The sequence below is a fragment of the Hydrogenophaga sp. A37 genome (genome assembly GCF_002001205.1).
Taxonomy (GTDB): Bacteria; Pseudomonadota; Gammaproteobacteria; order Burkholderiales; family Burkholderiaceae_C; genus Hydrogenophaga.
In genome coordinates this window covers 1-14,728 of sequence record NZ_MUNZ01000189.1, presented here as the reverse complement: position 1 = coordinate 14,728, position 14,728 = coordinate 1, and the positions used below count along the sequence as shown (strand labels likewise).

The 14,728-nt window shown below is 63.1% G+C and carries 18 protein-coding genes and 1 pseudogene; 9 read left to right on the top strand and 10 right to left on the bottom strand.

What is annotated here, in order from left to right; translation table 11 throughout:
* Nucleotides 1–29: 29 nt before the first annotated feature.
* Nucleotides 30–1,178 (bottom strand): Fic family protein, encoded by a 1,149-nt coding sequence (locus B0E41_RS25730; RefSeq protein ID WP_077335916.1) that lies wholly within the window; start codon nt 1,176–1,178, stop codon nt 30–32.
* Nucleotides 1,179–1,344: 166 nt separating this feature from the next.
* On the opposite strand from B0E41_RS25730, the gene B0E41_RS25725 reads away from it, so the two are divergent.
* Nucleotides 1,345–2,112: a carbon-nitrogen hydrolase family protein gene (locus B0E41_RS25725; RefSeq protein ID WP_077335924.1), complete on the top strand. Its 768-nt coding sequence runs from the start codon at nt 1,345–1,347 to the stop codon at nt 2,110–2,112.
* A 30-nt stretch (nt 2,113–2,142) separates the two neighbouring features.
* Here the strand turns inward: B0E41_RS25725 and B0E41_RS25720 are convergent, their stop codons facing one another.
* From B0E41_RS25720 to B0E41_RS25710, 3 genes are all read right to left on the bottom strand, one after another.
* Nucleotides 2,143–3,180: an RNA methyltransferase gene (locus B0E41_RS25720; RefSeq protein WP_077335914.1), complete on the bottom strand. Its 1,038-nt coding sequence runs from the start codon at nt 3,178–3,180 to the stop codon at nt 2,143–2,145.
* 180 nt (nt 3,181–3,360) lie between these two features.
* A complete protein-coding gene (locus B0E41_RS25715; RefSeq protein ID WP_077335912.1) occupies nt 3,361–3,675 on the bottom strand; it encodes a helix-turn-helix domain-containing protein in 315 nt (104 codons plus the stop codon).
* The gene (locus B0E41_RS25710; protein ID WP_077335910.1) at nt 3,659–3,970 is read right to left on the bottom strand and encodes a type II toxin-antitoxin system RelE/ParE family toxin; all 312 of its coding nucleotides are present in this window, start codon (nt 3,968–3,970) and stop codon (nt 3,659–3,661) included. The genes B0E41_RS25715 and B0E41_RS25710 overlap by 17 nt, the downstream gene beginning before the upstream one ends.
* A gap of 200 nt (nt 3,971–4,170) precedes the next feature.
* On the opposite strand from B0E41_RS25710, the gene B0E41_RS25705 reads away from it, so the two are divergent.
* Nucleotides 4,171–4,389, top strand: a complete 219-nt coding sequence (locus B0E41_RS25705) for a hypothetical protein (protein WP_077335922.1) — start codon at nt 4,171–4,173, stop codon at nt 4,387–4,389.
* Nucleotides 4,390–4,758: 369 nt separating this feature from the next.
* On the opposite strand, the gene B0E41_RS27675 is transcribed toward B0E41_RS25705, so the two are convergent.
* Genes B0E41_RS27675 through B0E41_RS26920 form a run of 4 tightly spaced genes read right to left on the bottom strand, consistent with a single transcriptional unit; the run spans nt 4,759 to nt 8,034 of the window.
* A complete protein-coding gene (locus B0E41_RS27675; protein ID WP_143434040.1) occupies nt 4,759–6,807 on the bottom strand; it encodes an AAA family ATPase in 2,049 nt (682 codons plus the stop codon).
* On the bottom strand, nt 6,794–7,294 hold the full coding sequence (locus B0E41_RS26925; protein WP_143434039.1) for an ABC-three component system middle component 5: 501 nt from the start codon (nt 7,292–7,294) through the stop codon (nt 6,794–6,796). Before B0E41_RS26925 ends, B0E41_RS27675 begins: the two co-directional genes overlap by 14 nt.
* Nucleotides 7,288–7,842: an ABC-three component system protein gene (locus B0E41_RS25695; RefSeq protein WP_077335906.1), complete on the bottom strand. Its 555-nt coding sequence runs from the start codon at nt 7,840–7,842 to the stop codon at nt 7,288–7,290. Before B0E41_RS25695 ends, B0E41_RS26925 begins: the two co-directional genes overlap by 7 nt.
* 12 nt (nt 7,843–7,854) lie before the next feature.
* A complete protein-coding gene (locus tag B0E41_RS26920) occupies nt 7,855–8,034 on the bottom strand; it encodes a hypothetical protein (RefSeq protein WP_143434038.1) in 180 nt (59 codons plus the stop codon).
* A gap of 570 nt (nt 8,035–8,604) precedes the next feature.
* On the opposite strand from B0E41_RS26920, the pseudogene B0E41_RS27775 reads away from it, so the two are divergent.
* The 4 genes and pseudogenes from B0E41_RS27775 to B0E41_RS25680 all read left to right on the top strand — a co-directional run.
* Nucleotides 8,605–8,736: pseudogene (locus B0E41_RS27775) on the top strand (rhodanese-like domain-containing protein); the annotation flags it as partial.
* Between the two features lie 90 nt (nt 8,737–8,826).
* Complete coding sequence (locus B0E41_RS25690; protein ID WP_171984883.1) at nt 8,827–9,702, top strand: pirin family protein; 876 nt, start codon at nt 8,827–8,829, stop codon at nt 9,700–9,702.
* Nucleotides 9,703–9,739: 37 nt separating this feature from the next.
* Nucleotides 9,740–10,609: a pirin family protein gene (locus tag B0E41_RS25685; RefSeq protein ID WP_077335902.1), complete on the top strand. Its 870-nt coding sequence runs from the start codon at nt 9,740–9,742 to the stop codon at nt 10,607–10,609.
* Nucleotides 10,610–10,674: 65 nt separating this feature from the next.
* Nucleotides 10,675–10,887 carry an AbrB/MazE/SpoVT family DNA-binding domain-containing protein gene (locus B0E41_RS25680; protein ID WP_077335900.1) on the top strand — a complete coding sequence of 71 codons (213 nt, stop codon included), beginning with the start codon at nt 10,675–10,677 and terminating at the stop codon, nt 10,885–10,887.
* 210 nt (nt 10,888–11,097) lie between these two features.
* Here the strand turns inward: B0E41_RS25680 and cynS are convergent, their stop codons facing one another.
* On the bottom strand, nt 11,098–11,541 hold the full coding sequence (gene cynS, locus B0E41_RS25675) for a cyanase (RefSeq protein WP_077335898.1): 444 nt from the start codon (nt 11,539–11,541) through the stop codon (nt 11,098–11,100).
* A 200-nt stretch (nt 11,542–11,741) separates the two neighbouring features.
* On the opposite strand from cynS, the gene B0E41_RS25670 reads away from it, so the two are divergent.
* On the top strand, nt 11,742–12,356 hold the full coding sequence (locus tag B0E41_RS25670) for a cyclic nucleotide-binding domain-containing protein (protein WP_077335896.1): 615 nt from the start codon (nt 11,742–11,744) through the stop codon (nt 12,354–12,356).
* A 124-nt stretch (nt 12,357–12,480) separates the two neighbouring features.
* Here the strand turns inward: B0E41_RS25670 and B0E41_RS25665 are convergent, their stop codons facing one another.
* Nucleotides 12,481–13,152, bottom strand: a complete 672-nt coding sequence (locus B0E41_RS25665; protein ID WP_077335894.1) for a Crp/Fnr family transcriptional regulator — start codon at nt 13,150–13,152, stop codon at nt 12,481–12,483.
* 95 nt (nt 13,153–13,247) lie between these two features.
* Between B0E41_RS25665 and B0E41_RS25660 the strand changes: the two genes are divergently transcribed.
* On the top strand, nt 13,248–13,781 hold the full coding sequence (locus tag B0E41_RS25660; protein ID WP_143434036.1) for an Mpo1-like protein: 534 nt from the start codon (nt 13,248–13,250) through the stop codon (nt 13,779–13,781).
* A partial coding sequence (locus B0E41_RS25655) for a 2-dehydropantoate 2-reductase (RefSeq protein ID WP_253195176.1) occupies nt 13,778–14,728 on the top strand: 951 nt, incomplete at its 3' end. The genes B0E41_RS25660 and B0E41_RS25655, both read left to right, overlap by 4 nt.

Here is a 14,728-nt window from a genome sequence, read left to right as displayed (position 1 = left end):
GTGGAGTACCGCACCGAGATCAGCGCTGGTCAGCGGCTGAGCAGATCGACATAGGCCTGGTAACTGAAGCTGCGGTTTTTCTTCAGCCCGGTGATCTCGGTCACGATGCCCAGCTCCTGCAGCAGTTTGATCGCCGCATTCGCGGTGGGGAACGTGGTGCCCAAAGCCACCCGAGCCCGTTCCACGCTGAAGCGCGGCATGGTGGGCAGCAGCTCAAACAGCCGGTAGCTGGCCGGGCCGGCCTTGGCGTGCTGCAGCAGGCGGCGGCGGTCGGCGGCCACCAGGCTGGCCAGCGCCACGACGTCTTTCTCTGCCTCCGCGGCCGCCACCTCGACCCCTTCAAGAAAGAAGCCCACCCAGCCCTCCCAGTCGCCCTCGGTGCGCACCCCGGACAGGTGCCGGTAATAGGCGCTCTGGTGCCGTTTCAGGTAGCCGCTCAGGTACAGCAAAGGCTCGGGCAGCAGGCCCCAGTGCTCCAGCAATGCCGCGATCAACAAACGCCCCATGCGCCCGTTGCCGTCCAGAAACGGGTGGATGGTCTCGAACTGCACATGCACCAGGGCCACCCGAACCAGCGGCGGCAAGTCGCCGGCCGGCGCGTGAACGTACCGCTCCAGCTCCGCCAGCAAGCGCGGCACCTGGTCGGCCGGCGGCGGCACAAACACCGCGTTGCCCGGCCGCGTACCGCCGATCCAGTTTTGCGAGCGGCGCAACTCGCCCGGCTGCTTGCCCGTGCCGCGCACCCCGTTCCGCAACAGGCGGTGGGCGTTGCACAGCAGGCGCACGCTGATCGGCAGGCCCGCCGCATCGCGCAGGTTGTCCTGCACCAGCCGGAAGGCCTGCAGGTAGTTGGTGACCTCTTCCACGTCATCGGTGTTGCTCACCGTCAGACCGGCCTCTTCGTCAAACAGGTCGGTCAGGGTGGCCTGCGTGCCCTCGATCTGCGAGGTCATCAGGGCCTCCTTGCGAATGGCGCTGTAGAGCAGCCAGTCCACCGAAGGCACCAGCCCCGCCACGGCAGACAGGCGCGCCAGCGCCATCTGCGCCGAGCGGTTGCGCTCGGCCCACGCCGCCTCGGCCAAAGGCGGCACGGTGGGCGGCAAGGCATGAGGCACGAACGCCTTGACCGGCTCCCCGAGGGTGGTGGAGGTGACGTAGGTGCCGGTGCTGCGCGCCATATGCAAGCCTTCTTGACATGATGACCCGCATATTAAAGCAATGTTTAATTTGAAACCAGCGTTTGAAAGCCGGCATTCAAGAAGACCCCATCTGGATGAGCTGAGAGGCGATCATCCGTGACACCGATCTGACAACAATGCGACCACGTCGTCGCGCGTGAACACCATGCCGCTCCTCCGCATCGCCGCCGCGCAATCGTCCTCCGTCCCCGGTGATGTGCGCGAGAACCTGCGCCGGCACATGCCGTTCGTCCGGGCTGCGGCGGCCGAGGGTGTGTCTCTGTTGCTGTTTCCCGAGCTTTCGCTCACCGGCTATGAACCGCCGCTCTTGCCACACCACCTCTTGTCTCCGGACGGCCCGGTCCTGGCGCCAATGCGCGAGCTTGCCCGCCGGCACCGCATGACAGTCATCGTGGGCGCGCCGGTGCGGCCGATTGCCGGTTCAAAGCCCGCGATCGGCGCCATCTGCCTCTACCCGGACGGCAGCGGCGCGACCTACCGCAAGCGGTTCCTGCACACGGGCGAAGAGGCGTTCGCTTCGCCCGGGGACGTGGATACCCACTGCATGGATCTGACGACCGAGCGGGTTTCGCTCGCGATCTGTGCGGACACGGTGCACGCCGAACACCCCCGCTGGGCCCGGGAGGCGGGTGCGACGGTGTACGTTGCCGGGGTGCTCTGGAGCCGCGCTGGCTACGCCGCCGACGCGGCACTCATGCAGGCTCATGCCGCCGAACACGGCATGGCGGCGCTGGTCGCGAACCACTCGAGCCCGACCGGCGGCTACGCTTCGGCGGGGATGAGCGCGTTCTGGAAACCCGGCGGGGCGCTGGCCATCACCGCGCCCCCCACCGGTGATCACCTGGTCGTGGCGGAACTGCGCCATGGCGCGTGGTCGGGCACCTGCATGGAAGTCCCGCCGCCGGCGGATTGACCCCGCCGCCGCCCTGGCCCGGGCGACGGCTCAGCTTCCGACGGGAACGATGGGAATGTTCCGCCGCAGCGGCTTCTCCGCCCGCGCCCGCAGCTGCCCACACCCACCGTCCACGTCCTGCCCGGCCGACTGGCGCAGCTTGGTCAGGATGCCGCGGCGGTGCAGGTGGCGGGCGATGGTCGCGGCCTTTTCCCAGCTCGGGCGCTGGTAGGGCATGCCCTCGACGGTGTTGAACGGGATCATGTTCAGGATCGCGTACTTGCCGGTGAGCAGGCGCACGATGCCGTCGAGTTCTTCTTCGCTGTCGTTGATGCCGTCGAGCAGCGTCCACTGGTATTGGATCGGGTAGTCGGTGGCGCGGGCGTAGACCTCGCCGGCTTCCACCAGCGCTTCGGGCGTCATGCGCGGGGCGCGCGGCAGCAGCCGCTCGCGCAGGTCGGCTTTGGTCGTGTGCAGCGAGAGCGCCAGCGCGGGCTTGACCGGGCCTTTGGGCAAGGTCTCGAACACGCGCGGGTCGCCCACGGTGGAGAACACCAGGTTTTTGTGGCCGATGTTGCCCGCCGTGCCCAGCAGCTCGATGGCCTCCATCACGTTGTCGAGGTTGTGCGCGGGCTCGCCCATGCCCATGAACACCACCTTCTTCACCGGCCGCAGGCTGCGCGCCAGCGCCACCTGCGCCACGATCTCGGCACTGCCCACCTGGCGGATCAGGCCGGTGGTGCCGGTCATGCAAAACACGCAGCCCACCGCGCAGCCGATCTGGGTCGACACACACACCCCGTCGCGCGGCAGCAGCACGGTCTCGACCATCTGGCCGTCGCCCAGCTTCACCAGCAGCCGGGCCGAGCCGTCTTCGCCCGGGTGCTGCGATTCGAGCCGCGCCAGCCCCGCCAGATCGGCCTCGATGGCGGGCAGCTCGGCGCGCAGCGTGGCGGGCAGAAAGTGCTCGATCTGCCGCCTGCCCGATGTTTGCGGCAGGGCGTTGCTCCACAGGCGGAGCACGCGGTGTTGATGTTTGGGCAGGGCGCCGAGCGCCCGCAGGCGCTCGCGCAGGGTCTGGATGCGCATGGGCTGGATTGTCGGGCAAGCCCCCTGTTCACACCGCCCGCAGCCGATGCAAGGCGCCCTGCTGCGCCACCACGGCAGCCAGCCCCTGACGGCGCAAAGCCTGGGGCTCACGCTGTGGCAGTTTGGCTACCGGCTGGAGAAGGCGGGGTTGCGATGAGGAATTGGGATGACAAGCCGCGACTACTGCGTCGAAACCGCCAGCACGGCCTTCGGGTTCGTCCGCGCAATAGCGAGCAAGGTGCGAGCCGCGCCACTGGGCTGCTTTCGCCCTTGTTCCCAGCCCTGGAGGGTGCGAACGGACACCCCCAGCAGGTTGGCAAATTGGGACTGCGACAGGCCGGTGGCTTCCCTGGCCTCCGTGGCCGAAGAGACAACCACCTTGCCCTTGCCGGCCTTCATGTCTTTGATGGACTGCAGGATTTCTGCACCGATATCGCGCTTCGCTTCAAAGACCGCGATCTCTGCTGAACTGAGCTTCCTAGATTTCGAGGGCACGACGGATCTCCTTGAGTGTGCTGAGAGAGATGTTTTCTGACTCTGACTTGGCGTACATGGTCAGAAGGTAGACCTCACCGGCTTCGTTCCGAACGAGGTAGACGACCCTCACGCCGCCGGACTTGCCCGTTCCCTCCCGCGCCCAGCGCACTTTGCGGACGCCACCGGAACCACGGATGACCGAGCCGGCTTCTGGATCGAGTGAGATGAACGAAGCGAACTCGGCCCGTTCGTCCTCGTCCCAGTAGCGAGGCCAAAGCTTCTGAAAGATGGGGCTTTCGACGACCGTGAGCATCGAGCAACTATACGCCCAAGGAGTAGATATGTCGAGACGCACAAGTACAGCCAGCCAATCTTTCGCTTGCCGCACCGCGGGTACCGCTTGTGCAAGGCGGGGTTGCGATGAAGGGTAGGTTTGAAGGGCTGGACTGACAGCTGGCACCCCGGATGTGTGACAGCATCAGCGCCATTGACCAAGACTTGCGAGAAGCCACCATGAAAACCATCGACGAGATGCTGCACCTGGCATTGCTGACCCCCGACGAGCACCAGCAGATCAGCCACTGGATCGCTCAGGCCGACACGCCCGACGAGATTTTGAAGATGCCGCCCTTGCTGTGGCGGGCCGTCGAACGGGCCAGCGCGGTGATGGGCATCGACGAAGACCTTATGCGCCCGCCTGCGCTGGATGCTGACGATTTGGTTTGTGGATAGGTGGCGCGCCGAAGGGCTGCTTCGCGGTTCACCTGAACGGACGGCTGGTCCGCAAGCGTCGTTCACCGACCAAGAACCGTCACCGTCGAGCGGCAGCATTCGAGCAACACAGACGCTCTGGGCCACTACGACACCAAGGCCCCAACCCCCATCTTGAAAACGATGAGACAAAGCAATGGACGCCTTGGCTCGCCCAGAACTGATCTATTCGCGGCCTCGATTCGGAAGATGAAACACACCGCGGATGGCTGTACCGCAGGCATCCAGCCGGGCCAATCCTCCGCCTAGTTGTTGGCTACGCGCACTAGCTTTCATGCTGAAAGTGTCGAGACGCAACAAAGCGCGGATGCGCGTCCGCTTGTGACGCAACTACTGGCTTTGAGCCCCTGCGCCTGTCACCGCGTTTGCCGCCAGAAGGTCAATGGCGCGGCGGTCTTCTGAATAGCGGCGCCCCACCACATACCGGTCGCTGTCAAGTGAGGGCGCAATCTGAGACGTCGCCATAATCACTTGAAAATCAACCTCGTACGAGTCACATTCGGCTGCAATTATCTCCTGCAAACGATATGCGCGTGGAAGCTCAATACCGCCATCCTCAATACCATCCAGCATCAGCAATCGAGGAAAACGCATCTCATGAACAGTCGTCGAGGCAGTTAGCAACGCAAGGTGGAAAAGGTGTCGAAGAACAACAGTAGAGCTCTCCGAAAACCTCGTGGATCCATCCACACTAACTTGATTCTCCTCAAAACTAAAGCGAACAACTTCCGCGGACTTAAACTCCTCTTGACGATAAAGGTCAAGTTTAAGTAGGCGGCTAGTCGCCTGCGATATTTCAAGCGCAACTTTACGCTTTCGAATTTCTTGCGCGTGGGTGAGCGTTTCGATAGTCGTATCAAGCTGATGAATGCTGTGTTGCAATTCATCGCGCCGCTCTTGCAACGAGCGTATGACGCTGAATAAACGTTGATTCTCATACAGCGTTTTCAGTTCTTGATCGAGGGCCCCAGCTTCGCGATTTATCTTGGCAATCGCATCCTCAAAGTCGGACGACCAACTTTGCGTGGCCTCAATATAGCGTCGCTCCAACCGGCGCATGTTTTGCTTTAGTGCAGGCAGTCCCAGACGAGCGGACTCGACCGCAGTCGCCTTGGCTTGAACAAGAGAAGAAGATTCTCGAAGTTGAATCAGGAGCTCATTTCGCATCCGCAATATCTGCGATTCACCGTTAGGCGTCCCCACGGGTTCCTTGCACAAAGTGCAAGCCGAACTATCCGGACTCTGTGATGCAATAGGGCTAAGGCAGCACGGACAAAAATTGAGGGCTACCCTACCTAGGTAGCCTCGAGTGGCCTCTGATTGCTCTAGTCTCCTCAGGCGCTCTTGAATCTCATTGATGAATTGCTTAGAGTCTTCAATATCAGCTTCGGAGCGTGCCACCTCATCCAGCACCTTATTAAGTTGACGCTTCGCCGCATCCAATTCAGCACGAGAAATTGCCTCGTCATTGCCTCTGCTCTTGTCCTTCTCCACCGACCTTTGCTCCTTCAAACGGGATAGCTCAGCTTCAAGTTCCCCGCGACGAGCCTCAGCAATATAAATCTGCTGCCAGTACAATTCAGGATTCACGTCTTGCTTTGACTTGGCCAGCACGGCAAAGATGCTTTTCAGCTCTGCCTCTGCAGCAGAAAGTGACCGTTCAATTTCTCGCCTTTGCAATTGAGCAGAGTAGAGCTTATCGTCGTATACACCCAAAAGGTAGTCCCCGACAGTCGAACGAGTTAATGCGCTATCGAAAGAGTCCCTTCGGAATATTGGACTATGCAGCGACGGTTGATCCGCATACATTACTCTGAGAAACTGGTGCATCGTAAGATTCGATGCACCATCTCCCTGCGCTTCCGGCAGCGCAAGCGCCATCAAGAGCGATTGGGTAAAACTTAACTTATTGGGACTTCTGCGGAAAGGGTAGACTTCCCAGTCACTGACGGGCGCAACGCGGGCAGTTGCCAAAGGCCCCCAGAATATGTACAGGGGTTTCATTTGGGCTTCCCCTACATCACGTCGCAACGTAACAGGTACGCCGTTCAGATGAAGTTCTACCATAGAGTAATCGCATAAAAGAGCTTCCTTCTTCCAAGGAATGTCTTCCGAGCCCATGGTGTGTGCGAGAAAGTCTAGCGTCGTTGTCTTCCCGGAACTGTTGTGTCCGGAAATAATGTTTAGCCCCTTGTGGAAAGCCGTCTCAAGGACAACGCGATTATCTTTAAATACAACAAGACGACCAACAATGATTGTTGGCGGAAGCAGTCGTGCGAGGCGCTCCTCTCCTGGCGGGACATTCGGCGGCGCACTGGAGTTGGTGTTCGGTGACTCGATTGCCTGGTCGGGGGCGACTGTGAAATCAATCGGCATCATAGCGATACTCCATTAAACCTGTGCGTTGCTTTAAGCCGCCAAAACCAGCTAATGGAATTTCAGACATTGTAGAAACTACATATCTATCCAGCGGACTAGAGAATGCACTCGCTGCGTCGGATAGACGCTTCAGATCTTCAGGTATCTCTTGGCCAGTACGAATTACCCGTCCATTTTCTAGGTCTGCGATGCTAAAAACTCCAGTCAATCCAAGCAAACGGGCTGCAGCGGACTGAATGGGCTCCAATTCTCGAAATGTTCTAGCTGAATTAATCGGTCCTCGGTAAGGATTTCGAGCCACGCGCGCCAGCCTCCTAATCTCCGAATGCTCTTGTGGCAGCTGCACAACTGCGACCTCGGCTGGGAAGCACAAAAAAAAGTCCAAAATGCGCAGCTTGGCGAACTCGAGAATTCGTTTCTCGCTTGTTATTGCGAGCATCCTAAACACACAATGATATGCATCGAAAGCCGGGTGATAAATCAGCATTTATCCCACCTTACGTGACAGTTTCCCCCGAGGAAGAAGAGTAGCCCGGCAATATCAATTGGGGTGATGCCGAGATCGTTCTCACCCAGCATTTGACAGGTTGGCTCGATAACGTTGTCGTTGATAAGTTGATCAACTTGTATCAGCGTCGCGCCACCCTCAATGGCTGGCCGAACAGTGAACATGAAGGCCTGATGAATCTTCGCCAATACGTGCGTGATGATATCCTGCGTAACTGGCGATGTTTGCCAGCGCATAATTAGCTTTGCCGCCCTTTGCTTTAAATCGACTGCGTCGTCAACCAAATATGCGCGGCCGCTGACACGAAGCTTCTCTTCCAGTCCCCGAACATCTGCGGACTGTGCTGCGCAGTAATGATGCAGCATTTCTGCTATCCGGGCGGTGTAGTTCGCGGCTTTATCGTCGTCTCTGAGGATTTGATAAAGGCGAGAAAGCGCAGTAACAGGCCCACCGTGGAAGTGGGTTTCAACAATCTTGTCGCGCGCGACAACATCACCCCCGGCAGTATTGCCTATTTGGGTTGACATGTTTCGCAGCGACTAGCGTTTGTCGATTTTGTCGCCGCCGATGATGTCTCTTCCAGCGCGGTTATGCATCTGCGTAACGGTACGCTCTGAGTTGTTGTTCTTTTTGACGAAAACAAAACGGAAAACGATACCTCCACCAACCACAGCGGCAACTATTGCAACCACCCACTTTCCGATTTCCTGCCAATCCATTAGTTTTCTCCCGATCAAAACAGTTATATATATGCACTTTGTTGATGGTAAACCATTTGTCTGGCTGGGCCAAGGTGCGGATGCAGGTCTTAAAAATTGAAAGGCCCCTGGGATCTGGCACACGCGCTTTAGTCTGGCGTGTCCAGTGACCGTTGGGGTTGCAAGCAAATGGACTGCACGATGGGAGCGCAAGGCAGATAGCTGGACAAGCTTAGGCCGTGCTACGTGCGTCCATCGCCCAAACTGGTACCTACTGCGGGAAGCCTGCGCCGACCGAAGGGCCACCTTCGGGCGTGTCGCTTTGGTTTGACTGACGCCTCCAGAACGACAAACACAACGCCACAGATTCTGCAGAGAGCCGCAGGAAGCCATCAAACAATGTGTCGACATTGTGCTAACCCAATGTCAAACCTCAGCGGCCACATACCCGGCGTTAGCCCGCTTCCAACCTCCATAAAACTAACAAAATCAACAACTTGCACGCGTTGATCTAACCACTCACCACCCTGGCACGACCGTTGCAAAAGAGCACCCAGGCCATCCTGCCTTTGCCCTTTTTCAGAGGTCCCCATGAGCATTGAAGCCACCCTGATCGCACCCGATCAACTCGCCACGCTGCAAGCCGCCGAACCGGTGGTGATCATCGACACGCGCGACGCCGACACCTTTGCCGCCGGCCACATTCCCGGCGCGGTGAACCTGCGCGAGGTGTTCACCTTTCTCGCCCCGGTGCCCCTGCGTCGACACAAATCGCCGGGCAGACGGACAATGCGCGTCTTCAGGAGACCCCGCATGAAAACCGTGTCCCACATCCAGCGCAACCCGCACGGCCATTGGGTCGGCGACGGCTTTCCGGTGCGCAGCATCTTTTCGTACGACGACAACCCGGTCGCGTTCTCGCCCTTTCTGCTGCTCGATTTCGGCGGCCCGACCACCTTCGAACCCACGACGAAACGCCGGGGCGTGGGCTCGCACCCGCACCGCGGTTTTGAAACCGTGACCATCGTCTACGCCGGTGAGGTCTCGCACCGCGACTCGACCGGCGCGGGCGGCACCATCGGCCCGGGCGACGTGCAGTGGATGACGGCCGCCGCCGGCATCGTGCATGAAGAGTTCCACAGCGAGGCCTTTGGCCGCAGCGGCGGACCGTTCCAGATGGTGCAGCTCTGGGTCAACCTGCCCGCGCGCCACAAGATGGCGCCGCCCGGCTACCAGGGCATCACCGCGGCGCAGACGCCCACGGTGGACCTGCCCGACGTGAACGGACAGGTCGCCGGCACGGCGCGCCTGATCGCGGGCTCGCTGCTCGGCGCGCAAGGCCCCGCGAAAACCTTCACCCCCATGCAGGTGTGGGACGTGCAGCTCAAGGCCGGCCACACCGTCACCCTGTCCGCGCCGGAAGGCCACACCACCGTGCCGCTGGTGCTCAAGGGCCGGGTGAAAACACAGGACGGCGCCGAGGCCACCGACGCGGAAATGATCGTCTACCAGCGCGCGGGCGAGGGCGTGACCCTCACCGCGGTGACCGACACCACCCTGCTCTGGCTGGCGGGTGAGCCCATCGACGAACCGGTGGTGGGGTATGGGCCGTTCGTGATGAACAGCGAAGCGGAAATCCACCAGGCTTTTTCCGACTTCCAGTCGGGAAAGATGGGTAGATTGGGATGACCCCCCGCGCCGCCTGCGGCGTCACTAGGAGAGAGCAATGCTGGAGATGGTGATCAATGCCCGCGCGGGCGACCTCGGCCACGGCCTGACGGTGCGGCGCGTGCTGCCCTTCGCGAAGCGCCGCAACGTCGGCCCCTTCGTCTTCCTGGACCACGCCGGCCCGGTGCCGCTGCCGCCGTACCACGACCGCGCCGCCGACATCCGTCCGCACCCGCACATCGGCCTGTCGACGGTGAGCTACTTGCTGAGTGGCCAGATCACGCACCGCGACAGCCTGGGCACGCTTCAGGTCATCCGCCCCGGCGAGGTGAACTGGATGACGGCCGGGCGCGGCATCACCCACAGCGAGCGCTTCACCCACCCCGACTCCTACGCCGACGGCGGGCTGGAGCTGATGCAGCTCTGGGTGGCGCTGCCCGAGGCCGACGAAATGTGCGAACCCGCCTTCACCCACTACCCAGCCACCGCGCTGCCGGTGATCGAATCGGAAGGCGTGTGGATGCGCCTGGTGGCGGGCAGCGCCTATGGCGAGGCCAGCCCGGTGCGCACGCACTCGCCCCTGTTTTATCTGCACACCGAGTGGCTGGCCGGCGCCAGCAAGGCCCTGCCCGGCGGCCACAAGGAGCAGGCGGTGTACGTGGCCAAAGGCGAGATCGAGCACGCGGGCGAGGTTTACCAGCCCGGCCAGCTGCTGGTGTTCGGCGACGACGTGGACGCGGTGATCACCGCCCGCACACCCGCCACGCTCATGCTCTTCGGCGGCGAGCCGCTGGGCGAGCGCCACCTCTTCTGGAACTTCGTGTCCTCACGCAAGGAGCGCATCGAGCAGGCCAAAGCCGACTGGGTGGCCGGCCGCTTCGCGCTGCCGCCGGACGACACGGACGAGTGGATTCCGCTGCCGGGTTGACTGTTCACCCGAGGGAATTTGCGGCATTCTTGCCAGATCAATGTCTATCAAGTTCAGCCCCGAACATGCCAGCCACGGCCAAACTTTCCAGCAAGTTCCAGATCGCCCTACCCAAAGTCATTCGTGACGGGTTGCGTTGGGGTGCTGGGCAAGAAGTCATGCTCATCCCAAGAGGCAAAGGAGTGCTCTTGATGCCCGTGCCACAGCTCGATGATCTGAGCGGTCTCGCCCAGGGCGCACACCGTGAAGGCCATCGCGACCGCGACGACCGCTATTGATCGAAGCGCCGAGCTGCTGACCTGCGACGCGCATTTCAAGGGACTGCCGGGCGTGGTGCTGTTCCCAAAAGCGCCGGTTCGCTGAACCGTTCAATCAAGCCGTTGTCCGGCGCGCGCTCCCAGCCCAGGGCGCCGCGGAACTGGCTTTGCCAGGCCGCCAGCGCCGCCCCCTCGAGGGGGGCGCGCGCAGCGCGGCGGGGGTGGGCCAGTTCAATACTGCTTGTAGGGGAGGAATTTGCCCGACATGACGATGTTCACGCGGTCACCGTTCGGGTCGGCTTGGCGCTGCAGGTCCATCTTGAAATCGATCGCGCTCATGATGCCGTCGCCGAACTCTTCGTGGATCAGTTCCTTGAAGGTCGTGCCGTAGACGCTCACCAGTTCGTAGAAGCGGTAGATCAGCGGGTCGGTGGGCACGCTGGTGGGCAGCGAGCCTTTGTAGGGCACGACCATCAGCCACTTCTGCTCGTCGGCGGAGAGGCCGAAGATCTTGCCCAGCACCTTGGCCTGCGCCGGCGTGGCCGTCATCTGGCCCAGGCACAGGGCCGTGGTCCATTCCTTGGACTGGCCCACCTTCTTGGCCACGTCGGCCCAGCTCAGGCCTTTACTGACTTTGGTGGAGATGATTTTTTCGGTGACGTCGAGTCGGCTCATGTGTTGCCTCTGGGTGTTGAAGAAGTGGGAGGTGGAATCAATGGGCTTTGGCCCGGGATGCGAGGAAATCAACGATGTGGTTCCGGAGGTCGTGGCAGCGATGGCCATCAGCTCGGGTGCATGCGCTGGTCAAGCAATGGATGTGCCAAAGCGGTGCGCGGGCGGGCACAATGAAGCGAATACCCCCACCCGCTACCGCCATGGCCCTGTTTGACAAGCTGTTCGGCTCCCGCCCCGAAGACCACCCCGAATCGCGCCTGCCTGCCGAGCGTCAGGCCGCCGTGGACGGCTCGACCCGCGCGCACGAGGCGGCCCGCCTGCTGCGCGCGCCCACGGCGCTGATGCAACTCAGCGAGACCGAAGCGCTGGCGGTGGTCGGCTTCATGCGCCCCAAGCGCTTCAAGCGCGGCACCACCATCATCCGCCAGGGCGAGACCGCCGACACGGGCTACATGGTGCTGGTGCTCGACGGCGAGATCACGGTCGAAACCCTGATCGCACGGCGCGTCAACCCGGTCACCGTGACCGTGCTCGGCGCGGGCAGCCTGATCGGCGAAATGGCGCTGGTGGACGGCGCAGCGCGTTCGGCCTCGTGCACCGCGAGCACCGATGTGGTGTGCGCCGTGCTGACACGCGAAGCGCTGGAGGCGCTGATCGCCGAACAGCCCGCCACCGCAGCCAAGCTCATGACCGCCGTGGCCCAGCGCCTGGCCGAGCGGCTGCGCGACAGCGGCCACAAGCTGCAGATCTACAGCCAGCTGGTGCAGACCATGCAGCAGGAGATCGACGTGCTGATGCCGACGCCGGAAGGATAGTGCCCCCACGCTCCGCCGCTTCGCGGGTCGCTGCCCCCCGAGGGGGCTGGGCCTGCCTTGGGGCGGCCCGGCGGCTGGCCCGTCCCCCCCCCACGCTCCACCGCTGCGCGGCTCGTTGCCCAGTTCAGCCCAGCAACTCGATCTCGCCGTAGTGCAGGCGCAGCACCCCCCGGGTTTCCAGCGCCTTGAGCGCCTTGTTCACGCTCTGGCGGCTCACGCCCAGCATGCGGGCCAGCGTCTCTTGCCCGAGGCGGATGCGGCGGCGTGGCGCTTCGCGGCTGCCGTAGCCTTTCGCCAGCAGGCGCAGCCGGCGCTGCAGGCGCTCTTCGAGCGGCAACATCGCCAGCTCCTCCAGCACGACAAACGCCACGCGCAATTTGCGGGTGGACAGCCTGGCCAGCTCGCGCCACTGGGCCGGGTGGTGGTCCAGCCAGTCCACCAGCGCGTCGCGCGGCACCACCAGCACCTGGGTGTCGCCTTCGGCCACCGCGTCGTGGGTGCGCGGCAGGCCGTCGATCAGGGCGATTTCGCCGAACCACTGGTAGGGCTCCAGGTAGGCCAGCTCCGCCGGCTGTCCATCGGCATGGAGCGCGCCAATGTGCAGACCACCGGCCGTCACACAGCACAGCCCGTCGGCCTGCCCGCCGCGCGAAAACAGCGACTGCCCGTCGGCCAGCGAGCGCATGCGCCCCTGCTGCAGCAACACGTCTTGCAGCACCGTCGGGCAGGCTGCAAACCAGTCGTCGCTGGCCAAGGCGGCCCGCAACGCGGCGGGCACAGGTTCTGAGTGGGACATGGGGTCAGCAACGTGGGTTTGTCGAAATTTTGACAGACAGGCAACTTCTGAGCGAGCATCCTCGCGGCTCCCACAAGAACACACTGGAGACAGCCATGGACAACGCCACCCGCCTGCTGGTGCAGTACGCGCACTACCACCGCGACCCGCGCAACATCGCCACCCACTACATCGGCATCCCGCTGATCGCCTTCGCCCTGGCCGCGCTGTTGGCCCGCCTCCAGTGGGAAACCGCGGGCCTGGTGATCAGCGCCGACTGGGTGGTCTGGACCCTGGTCACCGCGTGGTACCTCACGCTCGGGCAGCGCGCGCTGACCATGGCCACCGCCTTGGTCCTGGCCGGGCTGGTGGCCCTCGCGCACCCGCTGGGCACCGCGCCGCTGAACACCTGGCTTGGCTGGAGCCTGGGCAGCTTTGTGGTCGGCTGGGTGTTCCAGTTCGTCGGTCACTACTGGGAGGGTCGCAAGCCCGCCTTTGTGGACGACCTGCGCGGCCTGCTGATCGGCCCGATGTTCGTGGTGGCCGAACTGGCTTTTGCCCTGGGTGCCTTCCGTGCGTTGCACACGGCGATCGATGCCGCCGCCGGCCCGGTGAAGCGCAAGGTTTCTGCAGAGAAGCGCCGGGCGTGAGCCCTTCGCCCGACCTGCCGGCCGACGCCCCGCTTGGCCCCGTGCTCGTGATGGGTGCGGGCAGCGTGGGCTGCTTCGTGGGCGGCTGTCTGCAAGCCGCCGGTGTCCATGTGGAGTTTGTGGGCCGAGGCCATCGGCTCGCCGCGCTGCAGGCCAGCGGCCTGCACCTGACCGACCAGGACGGCCGCGACCAGCGCATCCCGCCCGCCCGCCTGCGGCTGCACGAGCAGGTGTCGGCGGATCTGAAGCCCTCGCTGGTGCTGCTCTGCGTCAAGAGCGGCGCCACCGCCGACTCGGCCCGTGAGCTGCAGGAACGCCTGCCGGCGGGCACCACTGTGGTGTCGTTGCAGAACGGCATGCAGAACGCGCAGCTGGCCAGCCAGGCAGCGCCGGCGCTGGAGGTCGTGCCGGGCATGGTGGCCTTCAACGTGGCCGAAGGACCCGACGGCCACTTTCACCGGGGCACCGCCGGCCAGCTGGCCGCGCAGGACACGCCCGCACTGCGCCTGTGGCAAGCACACTTTGCGCGCGCCGGTCTGCCACTGGCCCTGCACGCCGAGCTGCGCAACATGCAGTGGGGCAAGTTGCTGCTGAACCTGAACAACCCGGTCAACGCCCTCTCCGGCCTGCCTCTGCGCGCCCAGCTGCAAGACGCGGCATGGCGGCGCGAATTTGCCGCACTGATGGAAGAAGCCTTGAACGTGATGGCCCATGCGGGCGTGCGACCCGCGCGCACGACGCCGCTGCCCTGGCGGCTGCTGGTTCGCGTGCTGCGTTGGCCCACACCGGTGTTCCGGGTGGTGGCCCGGCGCATGCTGCGCATGGACCACCTGGCGCGCTCCAGCATGGCCGACGACCTGGCGAACGGCCGGCCCACCGAGATCGACGAACTCTGCGGCGAAATCGTGCGCCTGGCCCACAGCGTCAACCTCCCCGCCCCGCTCAAC

Bases quoted from the DNA above. Each gene is read 5' to 3' on its own strand.
- B0E41_RS25730 (WP_077335916.1), bottom strand. From the start codon at position 1,178: ATGGCGCGCAGCACCGGCACCTACGTCACCTCCACCACCCTCGGGGAG.
- B0E41_RS25725 (WP_077335924.1), top strand. From the start codon at position 1,345: ATGCCGCTCCTCCGCATCGCCGCCGCGCAATCGTCCTCCGTCCCCGGT.
- B0E41_RS25720 (WP_077335914.1), bottom strand. From the start codon at position 3,180: ATGCGCATCCAGACCCTGCGCGAGCGCCTGCGGGCGCTCGGCGCCCTG.
- B0E41_RS25710 (WP_077335910.1), bottom strand. From the start codon at position 3,970: ATGCTCACGGTCGTCGAAAGCCCCATCTTTCAGAAGCTTTGGCCTCGC.
- B0E41_RS25705 (WP_077335922.1), top strand. From the start codon at position 4,171: ATGAAAACCATCGACGAGATGCTGCACCTGGCATTGCTGACCCCCGAC.
- B0E41_RS27675 (WP_143434040.1), bottom strand. From the start codon at position 6,807: ATGATGCCGATTGATTTCACAGTCGCCCCCGACCAGGCAATCGAGTCA.
- B0E41_RS26925 (WP_143434039.1), bottom strand. From the start codon at position 7,294: ATGCTGATTTATCACCCGGCTTTCGATGCATATCATTGTGTGTTTAGG.
- B0E41_RS25695 (WP_077335906.1), bottom strand. From the start codon at position 7,842: ATGTCAACCCAAATAGGCAATACTGCCGGGGGTGATGTTGTCGCGCGC.
- B0E41_RS26920 (WP_143434038.1), bottom strand. From the start codon at position 8,034: ATGGATTGGCAGGAAATCGGAAAGTGGGTGGTTGCAATAGTTGCCGCT.
- B0E41_RS25690 (WP_171984883.1), top strand. From the start codon at position 8,827: ATGAAAACCGTGTCCCACATCCAGCGCAACCCGCACGGCCATTGGGTC.
- B0E41_RS25685 (WP_077335902.1), top strand. From the start codon at position 9,740: ATGCTGGAGATGGTGATCAATGCCCGCGCGGGCGACCTCGGCCACGGC.
- B0E41_RS25680 (WP_077335900.1), top strand. From the start codon at position 10,675: ATGCCAGCCACGGCCAAACTTTCCAGCAAGTTCCAGATCGCCCTACCC.
- cynS (WP_077335898.1), bottom strand. From the start codon at position 11,541: ATGAGCCGACTCGACGTCACCGAAAAAATCATCTCCACCAAAGTCAGT.
- B0E41_RS25670 (WP_077335896.1), top strand. From the start codon at position 11,742: ATGGCCCTGTTTGACAAGCTGTTCGGCTCCCGCCCCGAAGACCACCCC.
- B0E41_RS25665 (WP_077335894.1), bottom strand. From the start codon at position 13,152: ATGTCCCACTCAGAACCTGTGCCCGCCGCGTTGCGGGCCGCCTTGGCC.
- B0E41_RS25660 (WP_143434036.1), top strand. From the start codon at position 13,248: ATGGACAACGCCACCCGCCTGCTGGTGCAGTACGCGCACTACCACCGC.